The sequence below is a fragment of the Kitasatospora sp. NPDC048286 genome (assembly GCF_043201735.1).
Lineage (GTDB): Bacteria > Actinomycetota > Actinomycetes > Streptomycetales > Streptomycetaceae > Kitasatospora.
The window spans coordinates 443,546-456,555 of the sequence record NZ_JBICZE010000003.1 but is presented as its reverse complement, the minus strand read 5'-3'; the positions used below and the strand labels follow the sequence as shown (position 1 = coordinate 456,555).

9 protein-coding genes and 2 pseudogenes are annotated in these 13,010 nt (G+C 74.0%); 4 read left to right on the top strand and 7 right to left on the bottom strand.

Annotated features, from left to right (window positions below; genetic code table 11):
- Positions 1–184: 184 nt before the first annotated feature.
- From ACGF13_RS09410 to ACGF13_RS09385, 6 genes and pseudogenes are all read right to left on the bottom strand, one after another.
- Positions 185–256: pseudogene (locus tag ACGF13_RS09410) on the bottom strand (helix-turn-helix domain-containing protein); the annotation flags it as partial.
- 17 nt (positions 257–273) lie between these two features.
- The gene (locus ACGF13_RS09405) at positions 274–759 is read right to left on the bottom strand and encodes a helicase-related protein (protein ID WP_392870963.1); all 486 of its coding nucleotides are present in this window, start codon (positions 757–759) and stop codon (positions 274–276) included.
- A gap of 333 nt (positions 760–1,092) precedes the next feature.
- Positions 1,093–1,350, bottom strand: a complete 258-nt coding sequence (locus tag ACGF13_RS09400) for a hypothetical protein (protein WP_392870960.1) — start codon at positions 1,348–1,350, stop codon at positions 1,093–1,095.
- A 387-nt stretch (positions 1,351–1,737) separates the two neighbouring features.
- Complete coding sequence (locus ACGF13_RS09395) at positions 1,738–3,051, bottom strand: YcaO-like family protein (protein WP_392870957.1); 1,314 nt, start codon at positions 3,049–3,051, stop codon at positions 1,738–1,740.
- Between the two features lie 96 nt (positions 3,052–3,147).
- The gene (locus ACGF13_RS09390) at positions 3,148–3,279 is read right to left on the bottom strand and encodes a hypothetical protein (RefSeq protein ID WP_392870954.1); all 132 of its coding nucleotides are present in this window, start codon (positions 3,277–3,279) and stop codon (positions 3,148–3,150) included.
- Positions 3,280–3,626: 347 nt separating this feature from the next.
- A pseudogene (locus tag ACGF13_RS09385) lies at positions 3,627–3,854 on the bottom strand (IS5/IS1182 family transposase); the annotation flags it as partial.
- Between the two features lie 703 nt (positions 3,855–4,557).
- On the opposite strand from ACGF13_RS09385, the gene ACGF13_RS09380 reads away from it, so the two are divergent.
- A complete protein-coding gene (locus ACGF13_RS09380; RefSeq protein ID WP_392870951.1) occupies positions 4,558–6,855 on the top strand; it encodes a hypothetical protein in 2,298 nt (765 codons plus the stop codon).
- A gap of 364 nt (positions 6,856–7,219) precedes the next feature.
- Here the strand turns inward: ACGF13_RS09380 and ACGF13_RS09375 are convergent, their stop codons facing one another.
- The gene (locus tag ACGF13_RS09375) at positions 7,220–8,260 is read right to left on the bottom strand and encodes a LacI family DNA-binding transcriptional regulator (RefSeq protein ID WP_392870948.1); all 1,041 of its coding nucleotides are present in this window, start codon (positions 8,258–8,260) and stop codon (positions 7,220–7,222) included.
- A 155-nt stretch (positions 8,261–8,415) separates the two neighbouring features.
- Between ACGF13_RS09375 and ACGF13_RS09370 the strand changes: the two genes are divergently transcribed.
- The 3 genes from ACGF13_RS09370 to ACGF13_RS09360 are packed head-to-tail and all read left to right on the top strand — an operon-like array spanning position 8,416 to position 12,920.
- A complete protein-coding gene (locus tag ACGF13_RS09370) occupies positions 8,416–9,669 on the top strand; it encodes an MFS transporter (RefSeq protein ID WP_392870945.1) in 1,254 nt (417 codons plus the stop codon).
- A 38-nt stretch (positions 9,670–9,707) separates the two neighbouring features.
- Positions 9,708–10,415, top strand: a complete 708-nt coding sequence (locus ACGF13_RS09365; protein ID WP_392870942.1) for an alpha/beta fold hydrolase — start codon at positions 9,708–9,710, stop codon at positions 10,413–10,415.
- Between the two features lie 3 nt (positions 10,416–10,418).
- Entirely contained in the window at positions 10,419–12,920 is a 2,502-nt protein-coding gene (locus ACGF13_RS09360; RefSeq protein WP_392870939.1) for a beta-glucosidase, read from the top strand.
- Positions 12,921–13,010: the final 90 nt, after the last annotated feature.

The window sequence follows — 13,010 nt, the reverse complement described above, 5'->3', positions numbered from 1 at the left end:
ACCGACGGCTGGGGCCCGTTCTCCCAGACGGTCGCCGGGAACTTCCGCGGCACCGGCCACGCCGACCTCATCGCCCGCAACGACACCTACGGCGTCCTCCACGAGTGGGTCAACACGGGCGGAGCCTCCTTCACACGCCCCTTCCGGCTCACCGACGGCTGGTGAACACCGAGGGGCGATCCGGGCGGTCAGCGCTGGTGAACGTCACGTCGGCGATCTTCGCCACTGGCATGCCTTGAGCGGAAAGCAGGACCATCTGGGCCCGCCGCCGGGTCACCACGGGCCCTTGTCCTGCGACCGCTCACCTTCCTTGAGGAACACCGGGACGATCAGCGACGCCGGCTTCCCCTCGTTCGGCTGCTGCCGCAGCGCCCGCCCGATCGCCTGCACGATGTCGTGCGGTGCCCCCTTCGGGTCCACCAGAGCGACGCTGTCGACGGCCCGGATGTCGACCCCCTCGCCCAGGACCCGGCAGTCGACAGCACGGCCCGTCGCGCGCTGCGCGCGAACTCGGCGAGTACCCGGGCGCGCCGCTCGCCGGCGTGTTCGCCCTTGAGCCAGTCCGCCCGGATCCGCTCCGGGTACAGCTCGGGGTCTGCGGCGTGCAGCTTGGCGGCGACCGCGGGCAGGCCCTCGGCGTAGGCCTGCGCCTCGATGGTGCAGTGGTGGAAGGTGATCACCGTCCGCAGATGGTGCTGCGCCATGGTGTGGAGCATGGCTGCCCCGGGCCTGTTCACGGGCCTCGGGCGGGTCCAGCATTCCGGGGCACGGTAGCCCCATCACCACCGGGGCTGCGGAGCAGACCGGCTATGTCCCCGCGATGGCCGGTGCCTTCCGCGGCAGGGCCCTGTGGGCGCCCCCGTCTCAGCGGTCCCGGCCGGCTGCACTGGCGACCGGCTCCACGAAGCGACCGGCTGGTGACCGCCGGGCAAGAAGGCCGGGCCCTCACGCCCGCATCGCGAGGGGCCCGGCCATCAGCGTAGGGCGCGGGTCAGGTCGTTGGCGCTCACGGCTGCTCGGTCGGCGGCTCGACCTTCAGGCCGTCCTGTTCTTCGACCACCACTACCGCGACGTGCTTCTCGCGGCGGTCGGCTACCGGCCGGGGGCGGCGCCCTCGATGGCGGCGAGCAGGCGGGCGTGGACGGCGGCGGCCGCGTCCTGGGTCACCGGGTCCGGGTCCTTGAGCTGCGGGGCGATCAGCTCGGCGGCCGCGGCGAGGACAGGCACCGGGACGGTGGCCTCGCGCAGGTGGAGGAGCTGGGAGGTGGCGCGCTCGCCGGGGGTGGCCTGGGCGCGGGCGTCGGGGATCAGGGCGGTGAGGCCCCGGGGCAGGGGCTGGCTGCTGGTCACCTGCCCCATTCTTCCGTGCTCCGGGTGCTGGTGATCACCACGACCGGCCGTCCGGTTCCCCGTCGGGCAGGAGGCCGTGGTGGTGGCGGGCGATGGACTCCAGCGGCGCCTGGTGGGCCTGGTGGGCCTGGCGCCAGTGGACATCCTTGGTGTGGCCGGCGTCGGCGGCCTACCCGGGCAGCTGCCGGTCCTGCGCGGCTGCGGTGAGGGCGCTGCTTGGCTCGCCGATCGCCACCTGGTGGTCGACGGCCGCCGCCGGATCGGTGCCGAACGCGCGGGCCTACCTGCCCGACCACATGGTGGAAGTCGTCGCCCAGGCCGAGCAGGACGAGCGGCGACGCGCCCGGCTCCGGCGCGGGCTTCGCCTGAAGGAGGCCCTGGTCATGGTCACCGATTCCGGTCGGGCGGGGCGGAGGGAAGGACCTGCCTCGGTGTCGTCGCAGCCCGCCGCTGCCGGTGGCGGTCGAGGCCTCGTCGTCCCGGCAGGACGAGCTGGCCGTCGGTGACGAGGACGAAACGTTCCAGGCCGGGAACAACGACGTTGACGACGGCCAGGTGCGCGCCGACGTGGTGCCGGCGGGCGTAGGCGGTGAAGCCCCGGCGGGACAGGGTCCGGAGCAGCACCGCCAGGTGGGCCCGCGGGGTCGCCGGGGCGGGCCGGTCGGCGAAAGGGATGACGGTGGCGTGCGGCAGGGCGGTGGAGAAGTCGGCCAGGTGGCAGCGGTGAAGGGCCGGATGGCGCCGGGTGTGCCCCGGTGCGGGGCGGACCGCGAGCGCGGTGGCGGTGCTGTGGATCTGGACGAGCTCGGTCAGGGCGCGTTCGGCGGCGCAGCGGGGTGAGAGGGAGGCGCCCGCGCCCCGGATGCGCGCCGGTGTTCCGGCGGCGGCGGGGGTGTAGGCCCAGTAGACGGGAACGCCGAGGTCCGTGGTGGCGTCCAGGAGCGAGACCGGCTGTCCGACGCGGGTCTCGGCGGTGCGGTGGCAGGCCCGCAGGTCGGTGGGGAGGGTGCGGGGGTCCACCACTCGCAGGGTGTGCGGGGTGCGGGTGAGGAACTGGTCGACGAGCAGCAGGGACATGGCGTCCCGTTCGACGATCTCGTTGACGGCGTGGAGCAGGGCTTCGGTGGGTGTGGTGCCTGCGGCCCAGCCGTTGTTCATTGCGTACCGGGTCACCGCTCCGTAGGGGTAGGTGTCTCCGTGGGCGGCGCGTGCCTGCCCCTGGTCGGTGAGGTAGTCGGGGGTGTTCCAGAACAGCGGCACGGCGAGTTCGCTGTCGTCGGCCAGGCTCCGGTACCGCACGCAGGCCATCGGCAGGGCCGGGCCCTCGGCGAGCAGTGCCGCCGCCGCCTCGCCCGCCAGCGGCCCGGCGGCGATCTCGTCGGCACCGTGGAGGAACACCTCGTCGGCAGGCGGCAGTTGGGCGGTGAGGTGGTGCTCCAGGGCTTCGAACAGGGACCCGACCCGGGCGGCGGGCTCACTTCCCTTGCCGAAGCCGCGGCCGCCGGGCACCTTCAGGCCGCCCCGGTACAGGGTGCAGGACCAGGCCCCGAGGTCGTCGGCGGGCACCGGGGCGAGCGAGAAGGTCAGACCGAGCTCGCGGGCGGCCTCCGTGCCGTGCTGCCAGGCGTCCTCCGGCCGGACGTCGCGTTCGCCGTACGACGGCGACACCGCCGAAGGGCTTGAGGTTGCGGACAGGGGCATCGTGATCGGTACCTTCCCGGGGCGGACCGGCACGGAAGGGAACGGTCGTCGCGCGCTGCCTGCCGGGGCGCGCGACGACCGTGCGACGGACCGGAGTCAGCCCAGCTGCTCGTCGCTCTCCTGCTGTTCGCCGAGTTCGTCGAGTTCGTCGAGCAGTTCCTGCTCGACGCGGCCCAGCTCCGGGTCGGTCCGGGATTGCGTGTTGTAGTAGTCCCAGATGCTGCCCATGGTCGTTGCCCTTCTCTCGCGGACACGAATGCGCGGCCAAGTCCAGCCGTCCGGCCCGCCTGTCACACGGCAGCCGTCCCGGAGCCGCTCCGCTCGACGCGGTAACGGGATATCAAAGGACGTCCGCCGGGGCCTTCCGACACGCCGCCGCTGAGGACACGTCGCACGGTCGCGGGGTCGGCGATGTCCCCCTGAACGGTGAGGAGATCCGGGTCCTGCGACGCGGGGACGGTGCGCGAGGTGGCCACGACGCGGTACCCGAGTTCGAGGTAGGCGGCCTCCTACCCCACGGCCCGGACCTTTGCGTGATTGCGGCGACGATGTGACGGCCTGGGCACGGGCCGTTGTCAGCTGCCGGCGCCGCGGTCGGAAACGAGACCGGCGACAGCGCGGTAGGTGGCTGGGAGGGTGTCGCGGCGGTGGGTCCGGCCGGCCGGTCCCTTCCGTCGCTTGTGGTCGGCGAGGGCGTGCTCGACGGGAATGCGCTGGGACGAGTGCTCGTGGCGGGCCTGTTCGCGAGCTTCGTGGACTTCCGGTGCGGCGATCCTGTTCGGTTTCCTCGCAGGCGTGACGGCCCCTGAGGTTCCGGTTGGATCCGGTCCATCCGCACCTGCCGGACGAGATACCGGCCTGGCTCGACAAGCCGGCCGACGGCGGGCGTCGCGTCCCGCACGACGGCCCACTCCGCGTCGCTCATCACGTTGTCCGCGACGACCGGTTCGAACCGCCCGGCGTTCCACGTCGCGCCGTCGAACTCCCGGACCTGGCGGCCCAGTTCCTCGGCCTCGGCGGGGCTGATCGCCGCGAGGATCCGGGCGGGCGTCTTCTCGTCGCCGAACATCCGAGCCTTGCCGCCGTCGTCCAGCGCTCGGCGGTCGTACTCGACGCCGTTGACGGTGAACGGGTGCGCGGGCCACCACTGGCTCAGCACCCCGGCCCCGAGCTCCCCGTCGCGCTGCTCCCGATGCCCCCGGAACATCGGCCACTTGGGCTCCACGCCGGCCGCCACGGCGGCGGTCGGCGCGGCGCGGTCGCGGGTGTCGACGGGGTCGATCGCGCGTTCGCCGCTCATCTCCTCATGCCGACGCCAAGGGATCTGGCGCGGCCACCGGGTTTTCCCGGACTCCCGCTCAGTGGCTGCGGCGAAAACTGTTGAGCAATGAACAAAGGAATGTGACATATTATTGGGCCCGGTCGAATCCGGACGTATCGTCATGATTCCCCCCGGCGGGCGCAACCTCACCCTCCTGAACCCCCGAACAACTCCTGGAGTCCCCCATGAGAGACCGCATATCCTCCGCCACCGGCGGCGAACGCCCGGCAGCCCAACGCCGGTCCCGGCGTCTGCCCGGCAGGGCGGTCCTCGGGGTTCTCGCCGCCTCGGCGCTCGCGTTCGCCCCGTCCGCGGCGCTCGTCGCCCCGTCCGCGTCGGCCGCCACGGCCGCGGACAAGGCCCCGGCGGGCAAGGCCGCTCGGGGGACCGGCGCCCAGCGGCCGATCGGCCCGGCCCCGACGGTGGACCTGCTCGCGCACGGCAACCTCACCATGGCGTCCAACTCGGTGCTGACCTGCGACGACAGCGACGGCTCGGTCTGCAACGACACCGAGGGCACCAACAACAACCGCACCAAGTACGTGAAGACCGACCCGAACGCGCCCGGCAACAACGCGTCCTCCGCGCAGCTGACGATCCCGGCCGGGTCCCAGGTGCTGTCGGCCCGTCTGTACTGGCAGTTCAACCCGACCAACACCAGCAACGCGGGCGGCACCTCAGGGGACATCGACACCGGCAACAAGGTGTCCTGGAAGGTCCCGGGCGGCTCCTCCTACGAGCAGCTCACCGCCGACACCTACGACTGGTTCGACCAGAAGGTCGGCGGCAACCCGCCGGAGCCGCTGCTCGCCGGGGCGGGCGTGAAGGACGTCACCGCCCAGGTGAAGGCCGCCGGCCCGGGCAACTACACCGTCGCGAACATCCAGGCGTGCGCCGGACGTTCCTCCGCGCAGAACTACGGCGGCAACAACGTGGGCTGCTGGGGCGGCTGGTCACTGGTGGTGGCCTACGAGAACCAGGCGGAGCCGCTGCGCTACCTCCAAGTCTGGGACGGCTTCCAGCTGCTGCGCCACCCCGACAACCTGGCGACGCTCACCCTCTCCGGCATCCACACGCCCGCCACGGCCCCGCGGGCCACCATGGGGGTCACCGTCGGCGACGGCGACGCACCGATCCAGGGCGACCAGCTGCTGGTCGGTTCCTCGACCGACAACCTGACGCTGCTGTCGATGCCCGGCCCCGCCGGCGTCGCCACCGACAACGCCTTCAGCAGCCGGATCGACCACGTCACGGCGAACGGGACGGGCAGCAACATCACGACCCGCGACCCCGCGCCGGTCAACAACTACGGCTACGACGCCCGGATGATCGACGTCACCGGCAAGATCCCCGCCGGCAGCACCCAGGCCGCGCTCCGGATCAACGGCGCGGGCGACGCGCTGCACCCGCAGGCGGCCTGGCTCGCCGTCGACGCGCTCGAACCGGATCTGCAGATCACCAAGGCCAACAAGCCGGCCGGCTCCACCACGAACAACCCGCCCGGCACCGTCGACCCCGGCGCCGAGATCACCTACACCTTCACCGTCGCCAACCGGCACAAGGACGGCGGCACCGCCGACCTCGACACCGCCACCGGCGTCACCCTGACCGACGCGCTGCCCGCCGGCACCAGCTACGTCGACGGCTCCGGCCCCGGCTGCACCGCCAACGGACGCAACGTCACCTGCACTGCCGCCGACCTCGCGCCGGGCGCCGAGACCACCGTGTCCTTCCGCGCCCGGGTCGACGCCGGGCTCGCGCCGGGCACCAAGCTCGACAACACCTCCTCGCTCGCCTACCGCGGCGCCCAGACCGGCCGCGACCAGCAGCGCACCAGCAACACCGTGCGCAACACCGTCTCCGAGCACGCCGGCTACCGGCTCGCCAAGACCGCCGACAAGGCCCAGGCCCTGCCCGGTGACACCGTGAAGTACCAGGTGGACATCACCAACACCGGGAACGCCCCGATCACCGGGCTGAACGTCACCGACGACCTGAGCGCCGTCCTCGACGACGCCACGTACAACGGTGACGCCACCGCCACCTCCGGCAAGGTGTCCTACACCCAGCCGGTGCTCGGCTGGACCGGCGACCTGCCGGTCGGCGGCAGCGCCCGGGTGACGTACACGGTGAAGGTGAAGGACCCGGCCGCCGGGGACCACACGCTGCGCAACACCGTGGTGTCCGACCGCCCCGGCGGCAACTGCCCGGCCGGCCCGACCGCCGGCGAGTGCACCGCCACGGTGACGGTGACCACGTCGACGCCGTCCCCGACGTCCTCGCCCTCGGCGACGGCGACCGGCAGCCACAGCTCCCACCCGGCGCCCACCGGCACGCAGCAGCCGGGCGCCGGCAGCAACGGTGGCGGCGGCCTCGCCGCGACGGGCAGCCAGGTCGCGCTGATCGGCGGCATCGGCGCCGCCGTCGTCCTCGGCGGCGCGGCCCTCGTCCTCGCCTCCCGCCGTCGGAGCCACCGGCACTGACGCCCCGCTCCTGAAATGAAGGCGGCCCCACCGCAGTTGGGCGGTGGGGCCGTTTCCCCTTTTGCGCCGGAGGAACCGACGCGTCCCAGCCCTCCGACGAGACCCGCGCCGTAAGTGAGCCCGGTGATCGTTCGCCACTCGACGCCTGAGCCGACGAGCTCGCCGACGAAGACGATCTCCGCAGGACGAAGGGTGGGGGTGGTCACGGCATCAAGCCGCGACCACCCCACCCTTCGGAGCCTTCCGGTCGCACCGCCGGCCCTTCGGCGATCGGCCGTCGACGGTCCGTCAACACACCGCCCCCGGGCGCCCACGCACCCGGGGGCGGTCCCCGCCGGCCGGCGACGGAAGTTCGAGGAGGGTTCTACGAGGAGTCGCGGGCGATCAGCTCGATGGTCATCAGCTCCCGGCTGAGCGGGGGCGCCTCCGGGTCGGCGACCACGCGGTCGACGAGCTCGGCCAGCTCCTCGCCGGACGGCAGCCTCATCCGGACCGAGCTCAGCCGGGGCCGCAGCAGCCGGGCGAGCAGCAGGTCGTCGGCGCCGACCAGGGCCACCGCCCCGGGGACGTCCAGACCGGCGTCCTGCAAGGCGCGCAGGGCGAGCATCGCGTACTCGTCGTTGTAGCCGAACAGTCCGTCCAGGGCGAGTTCGCGGCACCGGACGGCGAGTTCGGCGGCGGACTCCTCGGTGTAGTCCAGCGGCAGCGGCTCGACCAGGGCACCGGAGCCCGCCGATGCGGCGGCGCTCCGGGCGCCGGCCAGCCGGGGGTCGCTGAAGAGGGCGAGCCCCGGGTCGGTCGGCATGACGACGCCGATCCGGCGGCGGCCACGGTCCAGCAAGTGGGCGACGGCACTGACGCCGACCTCACGTTGGTCCATGATCAGCGCGTGCGCGCCGGGCACCGGCGGGGCCCCGAGGGTGACCACCGCCCGGGTGCCGGAGCGCCGCAGGATCCGCACGCCGTCGGGGGTGAGTCCGGGCGTGAGGCAGAGCACGGCCGTGGGCCGGAGCTCGGCCCAGGCACGGGCGGCGTCCTCGCCGCCGCCCGGGGTGGAGCCGTGCAGGACCCCGGTGTAGCCCCGGCGCTTCAGGGCCTCCTGCAGCTCACGGTGGAAGCCGCTGAACAACGGGCCGATCGGTGCCGAGGCGCCGGCCAGGAGCACCAGGCCCGTGCGGCCGGCCCGCAGCGAGCGGGCCGCGGCGTGCGGGACGTAGCCGAGCCCGTCGGCGGCGGCCCTGACCTTGGCCCGGGTCTGCTCGCTGACCCGGCCGCCGGCCGTGTTGTTGAGCACGAAGGAGACCGTGGCGCGGGAGACGCCGGCCAGCCGGGCGACATCGGCGCTGGTGGGCGGCGGAGCGCTGGCGGGCGGCGGGGCGCTGGGTTCGGTGCGGTCGCTGTTCATAACGGTTCGAATCTTTTCACGGCCGACTCTGGCCGTGGGGTGGAATCCCCTGCTAAACAGCTGGTTACACGAGTAACCGTTACACGTGTAACCTCATTCCAGATCCGCCGCCCGGTCCCCACCCGACCGCCGGGCACTCCCTCCCGGAGGGCAATGTGGCCCTTTCCCCCGCCCGCGACGTGCCGCAGGACGGCCCGAGAGTCCGTACGGACGACCCGGCGCCCGCCACCCGCGGCCTGCTGCCGCTGCTCTTCGCCGGCAACACGGCGATGTACGCGCTCTACCTCGGCGTCGGCAGCGTGCTGCTGCCGCTGCACATCGAGCACCTCGACCCGGCCTCCAAGGTGGCCAATCTCGGCCTGGTCAGCGGCGTGGCCGCGATCTTCGCCACCTTCTTCAACCCGTTCGCCGGTGCCCTGTCCGACCGCTCCGGCCGGCGCAACCCGTGGATCCTGGGCGGCGGCCTGGCCACGGTGGCCGCCATGGCCCTGCTCGGCAGCGTGAACTCGGTGCTGCTGGTCTGCATCGCCTGGTGCCTCGGCCAGGCGGCGATGAACTTCTACCAGGCCGCGCTCACCTCGGTGGTGCCCGACCGCGTCCCGGCGCAGCGCCGGGGCACCGCCTCCGCCGCCGTCGGACTCGGCCTGCCGGTCGGCTCCACCCTCGGCGTGCTGGTGGCCTCCGCCTTCTCCGACCGCGTCGGCACCGGTTACCTCGTGCTCGGACTGCTGGTCGCCCTGGCCGCCGCGCTCTTCAGCGGCCTCGCCCGCGAGCGCCGCATGCCCGCCAAGCAGCCCGCGCCGCTGCGCGAGCAGGCCGCGGCCTTCCTCGGCGTGCTGCGCGTGCCGGACTTCCGCTGGGCGTTCATCGGCCGGGCACTGCTGGTCCTGGGCTACTTCGCCGTCGTCGGCTACCAGCTGTACATCCTCCAGGACCACGTCGACCTGCCCGGCGGCCTCTCCCCCGAGAGCGCGATCGCGATCCTCACCCCGGTCTCCTCGGTCGCCATGGCCGTCTCCACCGTCGTCGGCGGGGTGCTCTCGGACCGACTGGACCGCCGCAAGCTGTTCGTCTCGCTCTCGGCGGCGCTCTCCGGGATCGCCCTGCTGATCCCGGTGATCAGCCCCACCTGGCCCGCCATGATCGTCTTCTCCGCCGTCAACGGCCTCGCGTTCGGCTGCTTCATGGCCGTCGACACCGCACTGGTCACCATGGTGCTGCCCAAGGCCGAGGACGCCGCCCGCGACATGGGCGTCCTCAACATCGCCAACGCCGGGCCGCAGATCGTCGCGCCCTTCGTGGCCTCCGCCGTGGTCGGCCTCGGCGGCTACACCCCCCTGTTCCTGCTCGGCGCCGCACTCGCGGCGGCCGGCGCCCTGGCGGTCCGCCCGATCCGAGGCGTCCGCTAGCCCAACTTCCGGTCATTCACCAGAAAGGTTTCTCCTCTATGAAGCTGCACACCCACGAGTGGGGCACCGGAGACCGAGTCGCGCTCCTGGTGCACGGCATCATGTCCGACCACCGCACCTGGCGGCGGATCGGCCCGGCCCTGGCCGAACGCGGCTACCGGGTCATCTCCGTCGACCAGCGCGGCCACGGGCTGAGCCCGCGCGGCACCGGTGACACCCCGCAGGAGCGCTACGCCCTGGACGCCTACGCCGAGGACCTGGTCGAGACCCTGCCCGCCGGGGCCGAGCTGGCCATCGGGCACTCGCTCGGCGGCATCACGCTGCTGCGCGCCGTCGAACGGCTGAAGCCGGCCCGCGCCGTCTACGTCGACCCGGCCTGGCAGTTCGCGCAGGCCGAGGGGGTCGACCCGGCGATGTTCGTGGAGTTCCGCAACGCCACCCGGGACCAGGTCGCCGCCCTCAACCCGCGCTGGGAGGAGGCCGACATCGACGTCGAGCTCGCCACCCTCGCCCTCTGGGACCCGGACTCCGCCCTGGCCATGCCCGGCCAGGAGGCCGGCCTGCCGGCCGCCCCCGCCGTACCGTCCCTGGTGGTCCTGGCCGACCGGAGCTTCCTGGTGACCCCCTCCGACGCCGAGCTGCTGCGCGGGCGCGGCTTCGAGGTGCGCACCGTGCCGGGCGCCGGGCACACCGTCCACCGGGACGACCACGCCGGCTTCATGGCCGCGCTGGAAGGGTGGATCTGAACCGTGAACCGCAAGGAGAACAACCTCAGGGAGACCGCCGTGACCGCCGACGCCCGGCGTGCGGCCGCCGTCGAGACCGCCCTCGCACGGCTGGACCTGCCCGCGAAGGTCGCCCTGCTCGCCGGGGCCGACATGTGGTCGCTGCCGGCCGACGAGGAGATCGGCCTCGGCCGGCTGGTGATGTCCGACGGCCCGGCCGGCGTGCGCGGCGAGCAGTGGACCCCGGACGCCCCGTCCGTCGCCCTGCCCTCGCCGACCGCGCTCGCCGCCACCTGGGACCTCGACCTGGTCCGCCGGGCCGGCCGGCTGCTCGCCCAGGAGGCCCGGCGCAAGGGCGCCCACGTGGTCCTCGCGCCGACCGTCAACCTGCACCGCAGCCCGCTCGGCGGACGTCACTTCGAGTGCTACTCGGAGGACCCGCTGCTCACCGGCGAGATCGGGGCCGCCCTGGTCTCCGGCGTCCAGGACGGCGGGGTCGGCACCACGCCCAAGCACTTCGTCGCCAACGACTCGGAGACCGACCGGTACACCGTCGACGTCCGGGTGGACGAGCGCACCCTGCGCGAGCTGTACCTCGCGCCGTTCGAGGCCATCGTGAAGAAGGCCCACCCGTGGGGCCTGATGGCCGCGTACAACGCCGTCAACGGCCCGACCATGAGCGAGCACACCGAGCTCAACACCACGGTGCTGCGCGAGGAGTGGGGCTTCGACGGCATCCTGGTCTCGGACTGGACCGGGGCCCGCGACACCGTTCGGGCCGCGCTCGGCGGCCTCGACATCGCGATGCCGGGCCCGGCCACCGTCTACGGCGAGCACCTGGTGCGGGCCGTCCACGAGGGCCTGGTGCCCGAGACCGTGGTCGACGACATGGCCCGCCGGGTCCTGCGGCTGGCCGCCCGGGTCGGCCTGCTGGCCGGCGCGCCGGCCGCCGTCCCGGCGGCGGACCTGCCCGCGCTGATCGACGGCGAGGCGCTGGTGCGCGAGCTGGCGGCGCGCTCCTTCGTCCTGCTGCGCAACGAGGGCGGCGTGCTGCCGCTGGGTCCTGCCCCCGCCTCGCTGGCGCTGCTCGGCGCGGCCGCGGCCGAGCCCCGGATCGGCGGCGGCGGCAGCGCCCAGGTCTTCCCGACCGCGCTGGTCACCCCGTTGGACGGCCTGCGCACCGCGCTGGGCGACCGCACCCGCCTGGTCCACGCGGTCGGCGCCGACCCACGGACCTTCCTCCCCCCGGCCGCCTTCCCGTGCCGGGCCGAACTACGCGGCGCCGAGGACTCCCTGGGCGCGACCGCGCTGGCCGACGGCGGTGTCCGCTGGCTCGGCGCCCTGCCCGGCGGAGTTCCCTTCGAGGACCTCGGCGAGGTCCGGCTGACCGGCACCCTGACCGCCGGCGCGGCCGGGCGGCACCAGCTGGCCGTCCGCGGCGTCGGCCGGTTCCGGCTGGAAGCGGACGGCCAGGTGCTCTTCGACGGCCTGCTGCACGCCGAGGGCGAGGACCCGGCCGCGGCCTTCCTCAACCCGCCGGAGCGCCGCGTCGAACTGGACCTCGCCGAGGGCCGACAGGTCGCGGTCACGCTGACGTACACCATGCCGGAGGCGGGCGACTTCGCCGGCTTCGGCCTGGTCTCCTTCACCCTCGGCTACGCCGAGCCGGCCGCCTCCGCGGAGGAGCTGATCGAGCAGGCCGTCGCGGCCGCTCGCGACGCCGAGGTCGCGGTGGTCGTGGTCGGCACCACCGAGGAGGTGGAGAGCGAGGGCGTGGACCGGGCCGGCCTGCGGCTGCCCGGCCGCCAGGACGAACTGGTGGCCCGGGTCGCGGCCGCCAACCCGCGCACCGTGGTGGTCGTCAACGCCGGCGCCCCGGTCCTGATGCCCTGGCGCGAGGATGTGGCGGCCGTGCTGCTCGGCTGGTTCCCCGGCCAGCAGGCCGGCGAGGCGCTGGCCGACGTCCTGCTCGGCACGGTCGAGCCGGCCGGCCGGCTGCCCACCACCTGGCCCGCCGAGGAGGCCGACAGCCCGGTCCGGGAGGTCACGCCGACCGACGGCCGGCTCGACTACAGCGAGGGCCTGTTCATCGGCTACCGCGCCTGGCAGCGCCGGGCCGGCGCCACACCCGCGTACTGGTTCGGAGCCGGCGAGGGCTACACCGCCTGGTCCTACGAGAGCCTGGAGGCACGGCTGCTGGACGGCACCGCCGACGCGCTCGCCGAGGTGACCGTACGGCTGCGCAACACCGGCGAGCGCCCCGGGCGCGAGGTGGTGCAGGTCTACCTCGCCACCGACGGCTCCGACCGCAGCCGCCCGGACCGCCAGCTGGCCGGCTTCGCGGTGGTCGAGGCCGCGCCGGGCGCCGTCGCCACCGCGCGGATCACCGTCCCGCGCCGAGCCGTGGAGAGCTGGGACACCGCCGCCCGCGCCTGGCGCGTCAACCCGGGCGTACACACCGTCGAGGCCGGCCGCAACGCCGGGGACCGGCCGCTCGCGATCGCCCTGGTCGTGCCGCAGGACTGACGCCGGACAGGCCGCCCTGCCCCCGACGCACCGCCGGGGGCAGGGCCGGGCGGGGCAGCGGCCCCCACCATCGCCATGAGGACGGACTCG

Coding starts and splice junctions, on each gene's coding strand:
- ACGF13_RS09380 (WP_392870951.1), top strand. CDS start 4,558: ATGAGAGACCGCATATCCTCCGCCACCGGCGGCGAACGCCCGGCAGCC.
- ACGF13_RS09395 (WP_392870957.1), bottom strand. CDS start 3,051: ATGCCCCTGTCCGCAACCTCAAGCCCTTCGGCGGTGTCGCCGTCGTAC.
- ACGF13_RS09405 (WP_392870963.1), bottom strand. CDS start 759: ATGCTGGACCCGCCCGAGGCCCGTGAACAGGCCCGGGGCAGCCATGCT.
- ACGF13_RS09365 (WP_392870942.1), top strand. CDS start 9,708: ATGAAGCTGCACACCCACGAGTGGGGCACCGGAGACCGAGTCGCGCTC.
- ACGF13_RS09375 (WP_392870948.1), bottom strand. CDS start 8,260: ATGAACAGCGACCGCACCGAACCCAGCGCCCCGCCGCCCGCCAGCGCT.
- ACGF13_RS09390 (WP_392870954.1), bottom strand. CDS start 3,279: ATGGGCAGCATCTGGGACTACTACAACACGCAATCCCGGACCGACCCG.